The sequence below is a fragment of the uncultured Luteimonas sp. genome (genome assembly GCF_947492465.1).
GTDB lineage: Bacteria > Pseudomonadota > Gammaproteobacteria > Xanthomonadales > Xanthomonadaceae > Luteimonas.
On record NZ_CANLNF010000001.1, the window covers coordinates 536,898 to 549,626 of the forward strand.

Sequence of the window (12,729 nt, forward strand, 5' to 3'; positions counted from 1 at the left end):
TCATGCCGCGCTACGCCCGGGGGTTCGATACCGCGGCCGCCTGGGACCACCTGCGGCGGCGCGACCGGCGCCTGGGATCGTGGATGAAACGCATCGGCACGATCGCGCCCGAGCCGCGCTGGCGCGCGCGTTTCGATCCGGTCGATGCGCTGGCGCGCGCGATCCTGTTCCAGCAGCTCAGCGGCAAGGCCGCCTCGACCATCGTCGGGCGCGTGGAGGCCGCGATCGGCAGCCGGCGGCTGCATGCGGACACGCTGGGTCGGATCGACGATGCCACGCTTCGCGCCTGCGGCGTGTCGGGCAACAAGGCGTTGGCGCTGCGCGACCTGGCGATGCGCGAGGCGCGGGGCGAGATCCCGACCCTGCGTCAGATGTCGACCATGCACCACGACGAGATCGTCGCGGCGCTGGTGCCTGTGCGCGGCATCGGACGCTGGACGGTGGAGATGATGTTGATGTTCCGGCTCGGCCGCCCGGACGTACTCCCGGTCGACGATCTCGGCATCCGCAAGGGCGTCCAGCGCGTGGACGGACTCGAGGACATGCCGTCGCCGAAGCAGCTGGCCGCGCGCGGCGAGCAGTGGGGTCCCTACCGCACCTATGCGGGCCTGTACCTGTGGCGCATCGCCGACCTGGCGACCGCGGCGGAGGCGCCGACCAACCGCTCGCAGGACTAGCCGGGCCGGCGCGCTATCCGTCGGCCCGCAGGTACCGCCAGTGCCAGGGTTCGTAGACGATGCCGTGCGGATTGCCGCGCGGATAGCTCATCGCGAAGCCGGACGCGCCGGCGTGGCGCTGCAGCCAGTCGAATGCCGGCGTGGCCTCGAACGATTCCTCCGCCGGCGGCTCGCCCGGGGTCCCGATGTCGAGCGCGTCGCCCGAATGGTGTTCGCTGAAGCCCGGCGCCGCGTTGACCTCGAGGATCTGCGCCAGCCCGAGTCCGCGCGCACGCTTGCGCTCGAAGATGCCCAGCTGGTAGTCGTGGCTGCGGTAACCGGAGATCGCCTCGAGCGCCACGCCGTCGCGTCCCGCGGTCTCGCGCATGCGCTGCCAGGCGCGTGCGGCGTCGGCCGACAGCCACAGCGGCCGGCGGTAGCGGTCGAAGCCGGCCAGGGTCAGCGCGACCGGCTCGGCGACCAGTTCCAGGCCGCAGTCGTTCGCATAGGCTTCGGCTTCCAGCCCGAGCGCATCCAGCCGTTCGGCCAGCCGGTGCAGCGGCAGCGTGCCGGCGTCGAGCGCATTGGCGGCGGGCGCGCCGTCGAGCAGGTCGAGCGCCTCGTCCACGCCGGCTTCGCGCGCCAGCCGCGGGACCAGTGGCATCAGCCCTTCGGGCAGGACCGCGGCCAGGTAGCGGCCGTCGCACTTGCGTCGCAGCACCCGGCTGGCGCGCGACAGGATCCGCGCATCGCCGTTGGCGCGCGCGCGCAACAGCCAGGCCGGCCACAGTTCGATCTCGGCGGTGTTGAGCAGGGTGCGGGCAGGGATACGCATCGGCCCAGCTTATCGATGCGCTGGCGGCGTCGCCAGTTCGCGCCACCTGTCCCACTTCGAGACAGCACGACTGGCCCGTCGCGATCGCAGCGGAGGACGTCCGTCGATCCAGGGCGGAACAGCGGATGTGGGGGCGATCGGGCGCGCTGCTCTCGGCCCCGTCACACCGCCTTCTTCATGTACAGGCGCACCGAGTCCACCGCATTGGTGTGGCTGACTGCGACCAGTTCCCAGCCCTGGCGCGCATGCCGGTCGAGTTCTTCCTGGATCTTCTCTGTCAGCTTGCGGTTGAACAGGGTGGTGGTGACTTCAACGACCTTGTGTTCCCAGCGTTGGCTCATGATTGCTCCTCGCGTTCACCCGGTTCCGGCGGCGGGTGCGGCAGCCGCCCGGCCTTGCGCAGCGCATCGCGCAGCACGTATTCGATCTGCGCGTTGAGGCTGCGCAGTTCGTCGTCGGACCACTTCTGCGCGGCCGCCAGTACCTCGGCGCTGATCCGCAGCGGGTAGGCCTTGCGCTCGGCCATCAGCGCCGCCCCCCGCCGCGCAGGTGCAGCAGCATCGAGACCAGCAGTGCGTTGACCGCGATGACCATGAGGACCGCCACCGTGATCGTGTGGCCCCGGTCGCCGCCGGCAAAGTACAGGCCCAGCGCCCCGCAGAACATGGCCAGGGCGATGCCCGCCCAGCGCAGCGCCAGTCCGCGCGCCTTGGGATCGACCGCGGCGGCGCGTGCCTGCCAGGCGGCGATGGCCAGCGCCGGCAGCGCGGTGAGGGCGACCAGCAGGGAGGACAGGGCTTGCACGATGCTCAGTACAGCGAGCCGGTATTGACGATCGGCTGGGTGCTGCGGTCGCCGCACAGCACCACCAGCAGGTTGCTCACCATTGCCGCGCGCCGCTCCTCGTCGAGCTTGACCGTGCCGTTCTTCTCCAGCTCGGCCAGTGCCATCTCCACCATGCCGACGGCGCCGGCGACGATGCGTGTCCGCGCCGCGATCACCGCGTTGGCCTGCTGCCGCTGCAGCATCGCCTGGGCGATCTCGGGGGCGTAGGCGAGGTGGCTGATGCGGGCATCGACCACGTCGACCCCGGCCGCGGTCAGGCGCTCGTCGAGCTGCTCCTTGAGCCGGTCGGAAATCTCGGTGGGATGGCTGCGCAGCGAGATGTCGCCTTCCTCGTGCTGGTCGTAGGGATAGCTGGTGGCCATCGCGCGCAGCGCCGCCTCGGACTGGATGTGCACGAAGCTCTCGTAGTCGTCGACGTTGAACACCGCCTCGGCCGAGTCCACCACGCGCCAGACGATCACCGCGGCGATCTCGATCGGCGAGCCGTCCAGCTCGTTGACCTTGAGCTTGCCGCTTTCGAAGTTGCGCACCCGCAGCGACACCTTCTTCTTGCTGTAGAAGGGACTGTTCCAGCGCAGGCCGCTCTCCTTCGCCGTTCCCACGTACTTGCCGAACAGGCTCAGCACCGCCGCCTGGTTGGGTTCGACCATGTACAGGCCCAGCAGGCAGAGCAGCGCGACCAGGCCCGCGAGCGCTGCGAGGACGAACTGCGCCGGCGCACCGCCCGAATTGAGGGCGATCCATGCGGCCGCGAGCACGGCGGCGAGGAGGGCGAGCAGCATCGGGATGCCGGGCAGCGAACGGATCGGGTTCTCTTTCATGGCGGTCTCCGGAAGACTCAATGACGGACGGGCAGGACGGCGATCCCGGCGAGCAAGGCGCAGGCGGACAGCGCGACGGGCAGCGGCACGGCCCAGCCCGCATGGCGCGGATGGCCGCGTTCGATCAGGCGGACGATGGGCGGCATGCGGCGGCTCCGGCGGATGCGACGTGCTGATTGATATCAATTTGATATCATCATGTCAACGGTGACGCCGAGGGACAAGGCGATCGCGGACCCCGGGCGACCCATGTCCGCTGGCTAGAATGGGCGCCCCTTTCGCCCAGGCCCACCCATGCCCAGCCTCGGTACTCCGCTCACGGCCTCGGCCACCCGTGTCCTGCTGCTGGGGTCAGGTGAACTGGGCAAGGAAGTCGCGATCGAGCTGCAGCGGCTGGGCGTGGAGGTGATCGCCGCCGACCGCTATGCCGACGCGCCGGCGATGCAGGTCGCGCACCGCAGCCATGTGCTGGACATGCTGGATCCGGCCGCGCTGGCGGGCCTGATCGAGCGCGAGCGGCCGGACCTGGTGGTGCCCGAGATCGAGGCCATCCACACGCCGACGCTGGTGGCGCTGGAGCGCGACCGCGGCCAGCGCGTGGTGCCGACCGCGCGCGCGGCCTGGCTGACCATGGATCGCGAAGGCATCCGCCGGCTCGCGGCCGAAACCCTGGGTCTGCCGGCCTCGCCCTACCGCTTCGTCGACAACGAGGCCGAATACCGCGACGCGATCGCCGCGATCGGACTGCCCTGCGTGGTCAAGCCGGTGATGTCGTCCTCGGGCAAGGGCCAGAGCGCGCTGCGCGCCGACGCGGACATCGGCCCCGCGTGGGACTACGCGCAGACCGGCGGACGCACCGGCGCGGGCCGCTGCATCGTCGAGGGTTTCGTCGATTTCGACTACGAGATCACCCTGCTCACCGTGCGCCACGCAGGCGGCACCTCGTTCTGCGCGCCGATCGGCCACCTGCAGAGAGACGGCGACTACCGCGAAAGCTGGCAGCCGCAGCCGATGTCGCCGCGCGCGCTGGAGCGCTCGATGGAAATTGCGCGCGCGATCACCGACGACCTCGGCGGCTGGGGCGTGTTCGGCGTGGAACTGTTCGTGAAGGGCGACGAGGTGTGGTTCAGCGAAGTCTCGCCGCGCCCGCACGACACCGGCCTGGTCACCCTGGTCTCGCAGGACCTGAGCCAGTTCGCGCTGCACGCGCGCGCCATCCTTGGCCTGCCCGTGGGCGCCGGCGATGGCGGCTTCATCGCGCAGCGCGGACCGTCGGCGTCCAGCGCCATGCTGGCGCAGGGCAGCGGAATCCCGGTGTTCGGCAACCTGGAGGCCGCGCTGCACGCGCCGGACACGGCGCTGCGCCTGTTCGGAAAGCCGCGCGTGGAGGGGACGCGCCGGGTCGGCGTGACGCTGGCGCGGGCCGATTCGATCGACGCGGCGCGCTCGGTCGCACGCGACGCGACCGCGGCCATTACCATCGAACTGGCGTAGCGCCTGACCGGCGCGCGCGCCTTCCCCCACTGGAGCAAACATGAAAGGCAGCAACGGCTACGCCGTGTTCTTCTACCCGCAGGCACTGGAAGCCCTGGGCGATGCGATCAAGCCCTACCTGCAGGACAACCCGGGTGGTCCGCACGTTGTCTGTCGCGAGATCGATACCGCTGGCGCCTTCGTCGAGATGACGATGTCGGCGGTGACCGCGGAAGCCGAGGAGGTCACGCTCGACCTGCTGGTGCCCACCAGCATGGTACGCATGATCGTTTCGAGCCAGCAGTCCGGAAGCTTCGGCTTCCGACCGCATCTGCCTGTGGCGCCCGAACCGGCCGACGCGCCGGCGAAGGACGCGGGCGAGGCCGACGCGCCGGCGACCTGAGCCGGCGCTGCCGGGCCAGTCTGGGCCGATCGGGGGCCGTCCTGAGTGCGGTCGCCTCGCGCGGCCGCTGGAACGGAGTCCTGACGCTCAGTCCAGCAGGTCCACCCACACCAGGTGATGGTCGCTGGCCGCGGCGATGTCCTCGTCGGGGTGTCCGGCGGGCGGCCAGAACACGCCCGATCCGGCGAGGCGGAATCCGGCCGAGGGTAGGACGTAGTCCAGGCGCAGGTTGCCCACCCGCGGTCCGAAGCGGCCGGTGTCGTGCGCATGCGCGCCGCGGTGCCCGGCGTTGCCGCCGTCGGTGGCCGCAGCCTGCGCAGCGCCCTGGCTGGCCGGCGGCGCGTGCCGCAGGACGCGCGGGTGCTCGATCAGCGACACGATCGCCGCATGGTCCCCGGCACCGTCGACCGGGTCGTTGTTGAGGTCGCCCAGGATCACGAAGCGCGCGTCCGGATCCAGGCCACCGCAGCGACCCGCGTCGTCGCACAGCCACGCCGCCTGGCCGGCCGCTGGCGTGAGGTACTCGTGCCAGAGCCGGATCTCGTCGTGGTTGCGCAGCACGTTGCGCTTTTCCGGCCCGTCGAAGGCCGGCGGCGTGGGATGCGAGGCCAGCAGGTGCACCACGCCCAGCGGCGTGCGCACCGGCACGTCCCAGTGCGACTTGGACGACAGCCGCAGCCGGCGCCAGACCCCGTCGCTGTGGAACGGACGGCCGGTGGCCGGATCGACCGGCCGGCGCGCGCCGGGCATCGCGCTCCATTCCAGCCGCTGGAAACTGCGTGCCTGCGCCGCATCGATCGGGTACTTCGACAGCAGCAGCATGCCGTACTGGCCCGGGTGCAGGCCGTAGCCCCAGGCATCGTTGCCGCGATCGCGCCCCTCGCCGCCGACGCGGCCGCTATTGTCCAGGTCGAGGCCGCTGGGCACGCCGGTATTGACCGGCGCCAGGTAGCGGTACGGGTACTGCAGCGCATCGCCGCCGCCGGGCTGCGGTTGCTCGAGGTAGCGGCGCTGGAACAGGTCGGCCGCGCGGCCGTCGGCGTCGTGGTCGAACTCGTTGAGCAGGACGATGTCCGGCCGCACCTTCTGCAGCACCGCGGCGATGCGCCGCGCCTGCGCGTTGCCCAGCTCCAGCCGGCGCACGAGTCCGCCCGTGTCCTCGTCGTAGAGCGAAACGTTGTAGCTGGCGACGCGGAGCGGGGCGGGATCGGGCATCGGGGAACCGGACTGCGGCGGGGTACCGTGGACGTTGACGCGCAGGCAGCCAGCCAGCGCCAGCGCGGACAGGACGATCGCGGCCAGCGCGGGAGCGTGGCGGCGACTCATGCCGGCGCGATCGCGTCGAACGGGCGCCACTGCCGCCCGTCGAAGCCTTCCAGCGGGTGGAACCTGCGCTTGTAGTCCATCTTGTCGTGTCCCGCGATCCAGTAGCCGAGGTAGAGGTGGCGGCGCCGCTCGCGCAGCGCCCAGTCGATCTGGCGCAGGATCGCCAGCGTGCCCAGGCCGCGCGCCGCCAGGTCGGGATCATAGAAGGTGTACACGGCCGACATGGCCGTCGCGTCGATGTCGGTCACCGCCACGGCCAGCAGACGTCCGTGCTCGCGCAGCTCCATGAACCGCGTGTTGGCCCAGCTGCCGACCAGGAACTGGTCGAACTCGTGCGCGCCGTGGCCGTCCATGCCGCCGCCGCGATGGCGCGCGGCGAGGTAGCGCTGGTACAGCGCGAGTCCTTCGTCGCTGCGCTGCGCGGGCAGGATGCGTGCCTCGATCGCTGCGTTGCGCGCCAGGCAGCGGCGCTGGCTGCGATCGGGACGGAATTCCTCGACCGGAATCCGGACCGCGACACAGGCGCGGCAACCGACGCAGTGCGGGCGATAGACGATGTCGCCCGAGCGGCGGAACCCCCACTGCAGCGCCTGCGGATAGAACGCGGCCAGGCGCCCGTCGTGGGGATCGAACACCAGGTCGCGCGCCACCCGCTCGGGCCAGTACCCGCAGGCGTGCTCGCCGGTGTGGAACAGCCGGAGGTTGTCGTTCTCGCCCATGGCGCGGGCAGCATACTGCGCCGCCGTCGCAGGCGCCGCGAACCGGCGGGTGTCCGCCAGCTGAACCGGGACGGCGCGGAGTCAACGGCGGGCGCGATCGGGGCGTTGACGGATGCACGGCGGCGCTGGTGCCGCATCCCGAGGAACCCTCCCATGAAGCACAGGATCCTGTTCACCGCGCTGGCGCTTGCCGTTCTGGCCGCCACCGCCACCGCCGCGGAACCGGCGGACACCGCGCAGCGCGGCCCCAAGGCCACGCTCGACGCCAACGGCGACGGCGCGATCGACCGGGCCGAAGCAGCCGCGTTCCCGCGCCTGGCGCAGCGCTTCGACCGCCTCGACCGCAACGGAGACGGCCGCCTCGACGCCAGCGAGCGTCCGCAGCACCGCCACGGCCGCCATGGCGGGAAGGGCGCGCAGCATCGCGGCCAGCGTGGCCACCATGACGCCGCCCGCCTGGATACCGACGGCGACGGCCGCCTGAGCCGGGCCGAAGTCGATGCCGCGGGCACCATGCGCGGACAGCGCACGAACCTCCTGGCCCAGGACTTCGCGCAGATCGACGGCAACAGCGACGGCTACCTCGTCCGCGGCGAGATCCGTGCCTGGCACGAACGCCAGCGCCCGCAGCGCGAAGCGCAGATGCGCAAGCGCTTCGACGAGCGTTTCGCCGCCGCCGACCTCAACGGCGACGGCAAGCTCAGCCGGGTCGAGGTCGAAGAGAAGATGCAGCGGCTGTCGAGCCGGTTCGCCTGGATGGACGACAACCGTGACGGCTTCCTGAGCCGCGACGAGCTGCAGCCGAAGAAGCGCTGATTCCGTTCGCCACATGGTTTCGAGGCCCGCGTCCCTGACGCGGGCCTTTTTTGTTGTCCGCCAGACCGTTGGCCGGCGGTCTGGGTCGTTACCGGTCCGGATTCCTCTCCTCGGCGATGCGCTGCTCCGGCAACCGTGCCCGCCTTCTCCCCCGGACGTGCGGATGCCCTTGTCTGCGGTCAGCCGCGTGGCCGCCGCGTCACGCGAAATGCAGGTGCGCGATGACCAGCGAACCGATCACCACGATGTTGCTCATCAGCACGCCGGTGCGGCCCCAGGTCAGCCTGTACGCCAGCAGCCGCTGGCGCGCGCCGATCGGATCGCGGCGGGCGTCGCGCGCCAGCAGCGGGTTCATCAGTCTTGGCAGGATCACCAGCAACTGCCAGTTCATGGCCAGCAGGGCGACGGCGATGGCGATGAAGGTGTTGCCCGGATCGCGGAAGGCGAGGTGGGTGCCGATGATCGCCGCGATCATCACCAGCGACAGTCCGATGTACCGGCGCGAGAACTGCAGCAGCGCGCCGCGCTCGGCGTCGTCGTCGGCATAGTCGAGCACGATGCTGCGCGCGAACCAGGCCGCGACCAGGCCGCCGAGCAGCCCGCCCGCGGCGGCGCCGGCAAAGCCCAGTGCAAAGCGCGCGAACAGGCTGCCGGCGAGCGACTTGGTGACCATGCCGACGCCAGCGGCGGCGGCGGGCTTGGTGATGCCGAGCGTGGCGGTGACGCCCACGGCGAAGGCGGCCGACGGCGCGCTGCTGCGCGCGAACTCGGCGAAGCGGGTGAGCAGGTCCTCGCGCACGCTCTGGCGCGCGCGCGACAGGCGCTTGCGCACGGCGGCGTCGGACAGGCCGAGCAGCATCGCCACCTGCTTGGAGCTCTGCCCCTCGCGGTAGTAGAGCAGCAGCGCCTCGCGGCTCTCGGCCGGCAGTTCGGAGATCAGGTCGGCGGCCACCGCATCGCGTTCGGCATCGAGCGCCTGCTGCAGCGGGCAGCCTTCGGGGTCGGCGGCGTGCTGGATGGCCAGGTCGGCCGCCTCGCCGTCGAGCATCCGGTTGCGGCGCCCGCGCAGGTGGTCGTGCGCGAGGTTGCGGGTGATCTGCCGCAGCCAGGGCAGGAAGCTGGACGGGTTCTTCAGCCGCGGCAGGTGGTGCCAGGCGGAGAGGAAGGCTTCCTGGGCGATGTCCTCGCTGGTGTGCACGTCGCGGGTGATGGCCAGGGCCACCGCGGTGACCGCGTTCTGGCTGGCCACGATGATGCGCCCGTAGGCGTCGCGGTCGCCGCGCACGGCGGCCGGCAGTTCACGCTTGATCAGCAGGTCGATGGCGTCGTTGGACATGCGGCTTCGTCGGATGGCTTCGTGACGGGACGCGCGCTGGCGGCCGATGTGACCGTCAGAGTGTATCTGGCAACTGCCAGCGGTCGCCTTCGCGACGCACGTCCAGCCGGCGGACCACGGGCGCGGCATCGCCTGCGGCGGTGGCCAGCTCGATCGTGCCGGCGCCCGAGCCGTCGGTGCGGTAGTCCGAGACCGACACGCGCAGCGCCTGGTTGCCGGCCGGGCACGCCGGGGTTGCCACCGCATCCAGGCCAGCCGCAGCGGCCATCGCCAGCGTCGCTGCGTCCGGCTCCTGGCCGTCGATCGACAGGCACAGCGCGGCGCCGGGCGCCCGCGCCTGCACGGCCGCGGCCAGGCTCACGGCCAGCGCCGGCGGGGTGGGGATGCGGTACACGGCATCGGTGGTGCTGATCGCCTGCAGCGAGGGATCCAGCGCCGGAACGGCCTCGCCGGATGTCGCTTGGCGTGGCGCCGGCAGGTCCCAGCCGGGATTGCGGAACTGGTTGAGCCACATCGCCAGCGCCACCGCGGCGACGACGAGCAGGCCGAGCCCGAACCGCGCGCGCCGGTTCGGCGATCCGGAACGCGCGGCATGCCCGGTCGCCGGCAGGAAGCTGGAGGGATTGGCGGGCGTGGCCTCGAGCAGGCCGGCTTCGTGCAGCAGCTGGCGGGCACGCGGCTGGTCGTCCGAGCGCACCACCCACACCGAGGCGCGCGAGGAGACGTCGCCGCTGTCGCGGTAGCTGAAACCGCCGCGGATCGAGCGCCGGTAGCGCTGGCCATCCTCGACCCGCACCTCGATGCCTTCGCCGGCGAGCAGCTTCGCCACCGCCTGCACGTTCTCGATCCGCGCGCTGCTGAAGACCTGGCGCATGTCAGGACACTCGCCCGTGGCGGCGCATCGGCTGCGGCCGCAGCGTCACCTGGCGTCTCCGGTCGCGGCCGGATCGCGGGCGGCCTCGGGCACCACCCGGATCAGCCCTTCCTGCGCGGTGCTGGCCACCAGCCGTCCGTCGCGCGAGAAGATCTGTCCGCGCGCCAGTCCGCGCGACCCCTGCGCGCTGGGGCTGTCGATCGCGTACAACAGCCATTCGTCGGCGCGGAACGGGCGATGGAACCACAGCGCGTGGTCGAGCGAGGCCATCTGCACGTTGGGCTGGTAGTAGCTGATGCCGTGCGGGAACGTGGCGGTGCCGAGCAGGTGGAAGTCCGAGGCGTAGGCCAGCAGCGCACGGTGCAGCTCGGGTCCGTCGCCGACGCGCTCGGACAGCCGGAACCAGACGTGGTTGAACGGCGGCTGGCGCGCGGGTTCCAGGTCGTTGCGCGGATGCACCTGGCGGAACTCGAACGGGCCGGAGCGGTCGAGCCAGCGGCGCACCTTGCTCGGCAGCGTGGCCAGCACCTCGGGCGGCGGCGGCTCGGGCGGACGGATGTCGTCCGGCCCCGGCACTTGCGGCATCGGCGGCTGGTGTTCGGCGCCGCCCTCGGCTTCCTGGAAGGAGGCCGCGCAGAAGAAGATCACCTTGCCGTGCTGGATCGCGGTGACGCGGCGCACCGAAAAGCTGCCGCCATCGCGGGTGCGGTCGACGTGGTAGACGATGGGATGCTCGACGTCGCCGGCGCGCAGGAAGTAGGCGTGCAGCGAATGCGCGGGGCGCGGTTCGGGCATCGTCGCCTGGGCCGCCGACAGCGCCTGTCCCAGCACCTGCCCGCCGAAGACGTAGCGGGTGCCGATGTCGCGGCTCTGGCCGCGGAACAGGTCGTCCTCCAGCCGCTCCAGCGATAGCAGTTCGATCAGTTCGGACACGGTGGAAGTCATGGCGCGGGATTATACGGGCCGCCACCGCGGCGCCGGCGGGGCGGTTACGGGATCCGGCGCAGCCCGCACGCGGCCAGCACCCGCGGCCAGGGAAACAGCGGCCCGGGGTCGCGCTTGCGCGGCACCAGCACGCTCGCATCGTCGCTCGCCGGCACGCGCGCGGTGTCGAGGTCCTCGTGCCCGGCGATGGTGTCGAGCGCGGGCAGGGTGGCGCGCAACCGGGCGAGCAGCGCCAGCAGCGCTTCGAGCTGCGCTTCGGGATAGGGTTCATCCATGGCCTGGTGGCCGGCGTGGAGCCAGTGCGGCCAGCGGCCGCGATTGACCAGTTCGATGCCCACCGAGTCGGCGTTGTGCCCGCGCACGTGGTGGGCGATGCGCGTGGCGGGAACGTACTCGACGATGCGTCCGTCGCGATCGATGTACCAGTGGCCGCTGTTGCCGGTGCCTGCGTCGTAGAGCGCGCGCTCGCCGTACTCGCGTGCAGTGGCGAGGTCGGGCAGTTCGGTGCAGTGGATCACCACCAGCTCCACCGCCTCGAGGGCACGCGATTGCAGGCGGTCGACATAGGGCAGGTGCTGGATGTCGATGCCGGTGTCGCGCGGGAGTGGACGCATCGGCCGATGCTAGCATTGCGCAATGAAACTGCCGCCGCCTGGAACCGAACTGCACCAGCTGATGACGCGGTTCCCGCGTGCAGGTACGGTCGAGTGGATCGGCCTGCGGCCTGCGCGCGACGTGCCCATGCGCGAGGTCGATGCGGCCGCGGCGACCGCCGGCGGCGGGCTGTCGGGCGATCGCTACGGCGGCGGCAGCGGCAAACGCGGCATCACCCTGATCCAGGCCGAACACCTGCCTGCGATCGCGGCGCTGGCGGGGCATGCGGCGATCGCGCCGGCAACCCTGCGGCGCAACCTGGTGGTGTCGGGCATCGCGCTGGCCGCGCTCAGGGGCCAGCGGTTCCGCATCGGCGAGGTGCTGCTGGAAGGCACCGACAGCTGCGATCCGTGTTCGCGGATGGAGGCCGCGCTGGGGCCGGGCGGCTACAACGCCATGCGCGGCATGGGCGGCCTGTGCGCGCGCATCCTCGAAGGCGGCCGCCTGCGCCTGGGCGACCGCGTCGAATGGGTGGACGCGTGAGCCTGCGCGGGCACTGCATCCTCTCGCACGGTTTCGAGAGCGGCCCCGATGCCACCAAGGTCACCGCCCTGGCCGAGGTCGCCGAGCGCCTGGGCTGGAGTCACGAGCGGCCCGACTACACCGACCTGGACGCCAGGCTCGAACTGAGTCGCGTCGGCGACGTGCTGGCGCGCGTGGAGCGCCTGGCCGGGCTTGCCACCGCGGCCGCGGCGCGCGGGCCGCTGGTGCTGGCCGGATCGAGCCTGGGCGCGTGGATCTCGGGCCAGGTCTCGCTGCGCGTGCCGGTACGCGCGCTGTTCCTGATGGCGCCGCCGGTGCGGATGGGCGAGGCGCCGCCGCTGCAGGGCGCCGAGGTGCCGACCAGCATCGTCCACGGCTGGCACGACGAGCTGATCGACGCCGCCGACGTGGTCCGCTGGGCCGGCGCGCGCAGCGCCACCCTGCTGCTGGTCGACGATGGCCACCGGCTCGCGGCCAACGTCGAAACCTCCGCCGACGCCTTCCGCACGCTGCTGTCGCGTCTCTGACCGGCGTCCCGGCCC

Annotated in this window: 18 protein-coding genes; 6 read left to right on the plus strand and 12 right to left on the minus strand. The window is 71.8% G+C overall.

Translation table 11 applies throughout. The annotated features are described in order from the left end of the window. The first annotated feature begins 2 nt into the window (after window positions 1–2). Window positions 3–677, plus strand: coding sequence for a DNA-3-methyladenine glycosylase (locus tag Q0863_RS02415; protein ID WP_298574686.1), 675 nt, complete (start codon window positions 3–5; stop codon window positions 675–677). Window positions 678–690: 13 nt separating this feature from the next. Here the strand turns inward: Q0863_RS02415 and Q0863_RS02420 are convergent, their stop codons facing one another. The 6 genes from Q0863_RS02420 to Q0863_RS02445 form a co-directional block, all read right to left on the minus strand. Further along, the gene (locus Q0863_RS02420) at window positions 691–1,491 is read right to left on the minus strand and encodes a M15 family metallopeptidase (protein WP_298574688.1); all 801 of its coding nucleotides are present in this window, start codon (window positions 1,489–1,491) and stop codon (window positions 691–693) included. 161 nt (window positions 1,492–1,652) lie between these two features. Next, on the minus strand, window positions 1,653–1,832 hold the full coding sequence (locus Q0863_RS02425; protein ID WP_298574690.1) for a DUF4177 domain-containing protein: 180 nt from the start codon (window positions 1,830–1,832) through the stop codon (window positions 1,653–1,655). After that, window positions 1,829–2,017, minus strand: a complete 189-nt coding sequence (locus tag Q0863_RS02430) for an Arc family DNA binding domain-containing protein (protein WP_298574692.1) — start codon at window positions 2,015–2,017, stop codon at window positions 1,829–1,831. The genes Q0863_RS02425 and Q0863_RS02430 overlap by 4 nt, the downstream gene beginning before the upstream one ends. Beyond that, window positions 2,017–2,295 carry a hypothetical protein gene (locus Q0863_RS02435; protein ID WP_298574694.1) on the minus strand — a complete coding sequence of 93 codons (279 nt, stop codon included), beginning with the start codon at window positions 2,293–2,295 and terminating at the stop codon, window positions 2,017–2,019. Before Q0863_RS02435 ends, Q0863_RS02430 begins: the two co-directional genes overlap by 1 nt. 5 nt (window positions 2,296–2,300) lie before the next feature. Further along, window positions 2,301–3,158, minus strand: coding sequence for an SPFH domain-containing protein (locus Q0863_RS02440; RefSeq protein WP_298574696.1), 858 nt, complete (start codon window positions 3,156–3,158; stop codon window positions 2,301–2,303). Between the two features lie 17 nt (window positions 3,159–3,175). After that, complete coding sequence (locus Q0863_RS02445) at window positions 3,176–3,304, minus strand: hypothetical protein (protein ID WP_298574698.1); 129 nt, start codon at window positions 3,302–3,304, stop codon at window positions 3,176–3,178. A 148-nt stretch (window positions 3,305–3,452) separates the two neighbouring features. On the opposite strand from Q0863_RS02445, the gene purT reads away from it, so the two are divergent. Further along, window positions 3,453–4,652, plus strand: coding sequence for a formate-dependent phosphoribosylglycinamide formyltransferase (purT, locus tag Q0863_RS02450; protein ID WP_298574700.1), 1,200 nt, complete (start codon window positions 3,453–3,455; stop codon window positions 4,650–4,652). Window positions 4,653–4,692: 40 nt separating this feature from the next. After that, complete coding sequence (locus tag Q0863_RS02455; protein WP_298574702.1) at window positions 4,693–5,034, plus strand: hypothetical protein; 342 nt, start codon at window positions 4,693–4,695, stop codon at window positions 5,032–5,034. Between the two features lie 87 nt (window positions 5,035–5,121). Here the strand turns inward: Q0863_RS02455 and Q0863_RS02460 are convergent, their stop codons facing one another. Further along, window positions 5,122–6,360: an endonuclease/exonuclease/phosphatase family protein gene (locus tag Q0863_RS02460; RefSeq protein WP_298574704.1), complete on the minus strand. Its 1,239-nt coding sequence runs from the start codon at window positions 6,358–6,360 to the stop codon at window positions 5,122–5,124. Next, a complete protein-coding gene (locus tag Q0863_RS02465; RefSeq protein WP_298574706.1) occupies window positions 6,357–7,079 on the minus strand; it encodes an arginyltransferase in 723 nt (240 codons plus the stop codon). The genes Q0863_RS02460 and Q0863_RS02465 overlap by 4 nt, the downstream gene beginning before the upstream one ends. A gap of 153 nt (window positions 7,080–7,232) precedes the next feature. Between Q0863_RS02465 and Q0863_RS02470 the strand changes: the two genes are divergently transcribed. Next, a complete protein-coding gene (locus Q0863_RS02470; RefSeq protein ID WP_298574708.1) occupies window positions 7,233–7,895 on the plus strand; it encodes a hypothetical protein in 663 nt (220 codons plus the stop codon). 199 nt (window positions 7,896–8,094) lie between these two features. On the opposite strand, the gene Q0863_RS02475 is transcribed toward Q0863_RS02470, so the two are convergent. The 4 genes from Q0863_RS02475 to Q0863_RS02490 are packed head-to-tail and all read right to left on the minus strand — an operon-like array spanning window position 8,095 to window position 11,664. Further along, window positions 8,095–9,231, minus strand: coding sequence for an RNA polymerase sigma factor (locus Q0863_RS02475; RefSeq protein WP_298574710.1), 1,137 nt, complete (start codon window positions 9,229–9,231; stop codon window positions 8,095–8,097). A gap of 55 nt (window positions 9,232–9,286) precedes the next feature. After that, a complete protein-coding gene (locus Q0863_RS02480) occupies window positions 9,287–10,105 on the minus strand; it encodes a hypothetical protein (RefSeq protein ID WP_298574712.1) in 819 nt (272 codons plus the stop codon). Between the two features lie 45 nt (window positions 10,106–10,150). Continuing rightward, the gene (tesB, locus tag Q0863_RS02485; protein WP_298574715.1) at window positions 10,151–11,050 is read right to left on the minus strand and encodes an acyl-CoA thioesterase II; all 900 of its coding nucleotides are present in this window, start codon (window positions 11,048–11,050) and stop codon (window positions 10,151–10,153) included. 44 nt (window positions 11,051–11,094) lie between these two features. Continuing rightward, the gene (locus Q0863_RS02490) at window positions 11,095–11,664 is read right to left on the minus strand and encodes an N-acetylmuramoyl-L-alanine amidase (RefSeq protein ID WP_298574717.1); all 570 of its coding nucleotides are present in this window, start codon (window positions 11,662–11,664) and stop codon (window positions 11,095–11,097) included. Between the two features lie 22 nt (window positions 11,665–11,686). Between Q0863_RS02490 and Q0863_RS02495 the strand changes: the two genes are divergently transcribed. Both Q0863_RS02495 and Q0863_RS02500 read left to right on the plus strand, forming a co-directional pair. Beyond that, window positions 11,687–12,187: an MOSC domain-containing protein gene (locus Q0863_RS02495; protein WP_298574719.1), complete on the plus strand. Its 501-nt coding sequence runs from the start codon at window positions 11,687–11,689 to the stop codon at window positions 12,185–12,187. Then, a complete protein-coding gene (locus Q0863_RS02500) occupies window positions 12,172–12,714 on the plus strand; it encodes a hypothetical protein (protein ID WP_298574721.1) in 543 nt (180 codons plus the stop codon). Before Q0863_RS02495 ends, Q0863_RS02500 begins: the two co-directional genes overlap by 16 nt. Window positions 12,715–12,729: the final 15 nt, after the last annotated feature.

Excerpts from the sequence above, each read along its gene's own strand:
- Q0863_RS02415 (WP_298574686.1), top strand. The coding sequence starts at position 3 with ATGCCGCGCTACGCCCGGGGGTTCGATACCGCGGCCGCCTGGGACCAC.
- Q0863_RS02420 (WP_298574688.1), bottom strand. The coding sequence starts at position 1,491 with ATGCGTATCCCTGCCCGCACCCTGCTCAACACCGCCGAGATCGAACTG.
- Q0863_RS02425 (WP_298574690.1), bottom strand. The coding sequence starts at position 1,832 with ATGAGCCAACGCTGGGAACACAAGGTCGTTGAAGTCACCACCACCCTG.
- Q0863_RS02430 (WP_298574692.1), bottom strand. The coding sequence starts at position 2,017 with ATGGCCGAGCGCAAGGCCTACCCGCTGCGGATCAGCGCCGAGGTACTG.
- Q0863_RS02440 (WP_298574696.1), bottom strand. The coding sequence starts at position 3,158 with ATGAAAGAGAACCCGATCCGTTCGCTGCCCGGCATCCCGATGCTGCTC.
- Q0863_RS02445 (WP_298574698.1), bottom strand. The coding sequence starts at position 3,304 with ATGCCGCCCATCGTCCGCCTGATCGAACGCGGCCATCCGCGCCATGCG.
- purT (WP_298574700.1), top strand. The coding sequence starts at position 3,453 with ATGCCCAGCCTCGGTACTCCGCTCACGGCCTCGGCCACCCGTGTCCTG.
- Q0863_RS02455 (WP_298574702.1), top strand. The coding sequence starts at position 4,693 with ATGAAAGGCAGCAACGGCTACGCCGTGTTCTTCTACCCGCAGGCACTG.
- Q0863_RS02460 (WP_298574704.1), bottom strand. The coding sequence starts at position 6,360 with ATGAGTCGCCGCCACGCTCCCGCGCTGGCCGCGATCGTCCTGTCCGCG.
- Q0863_RS02465 (WP_298574706.1), bottom strand. The coding sequence starts at position 7,079 with ATGGGCGAGAACGACAACCTCCGGCTGTTCCACACCGGCGAGCACGCC.
- Q0863_RS02470 (WP_298574708.1), top strand. The coding sequence starts at position 7,233 with ATGAAGCACAGGATCCTGTTCACCGCGCTGGCGCTTGCCGTTCTGGCC.
- Q0863_RS02475 (WP_298574710.1), bottom strand. The coding sequence starts at position 9,231 with ATGTCCAACGACGCCATCGACCTGCTGATCAAGCGTGAACTGCCGGCC.
- Q0863_RS02480 (WP_298574712.1), bottom strand. The coding sequence starts at position 10,105 with ATGCGCCAGGTCTTCAGCAGCGCGCGGATCGAGAACGTGCAGGCGGTG.
- tesB (WP_298574715.1), bottom strand. The coding sequence starts at position 11,050 with ATGACTTCCACCGTGTCCGAACTGATCGAACTGCTATCGCTGGAGCGG.
- Q0863_RS02490 (WP_298574717.1), bottom strand. The coding sequence starts at position 11,664 with ATGCGTCCACTCCCGCGCGACACCGGCATCGACATCCAGCACCTGCCC.
- Q0863_RS02495 (WP_298574719.1), top strand. The coding sequence starts at position 11,687 with ATGAAACTGCCGCCGCCTGGAACCGAACTGCACCAGCTGATGACGCGG.
- Q0863_RS02500 (WP_298574721.1), top strand. The coding sequence starts at position 12,172 with ATGGGTGGACGCGTGAGCCTGCGCGGGCACTGCATCCTCTCGCACGGT.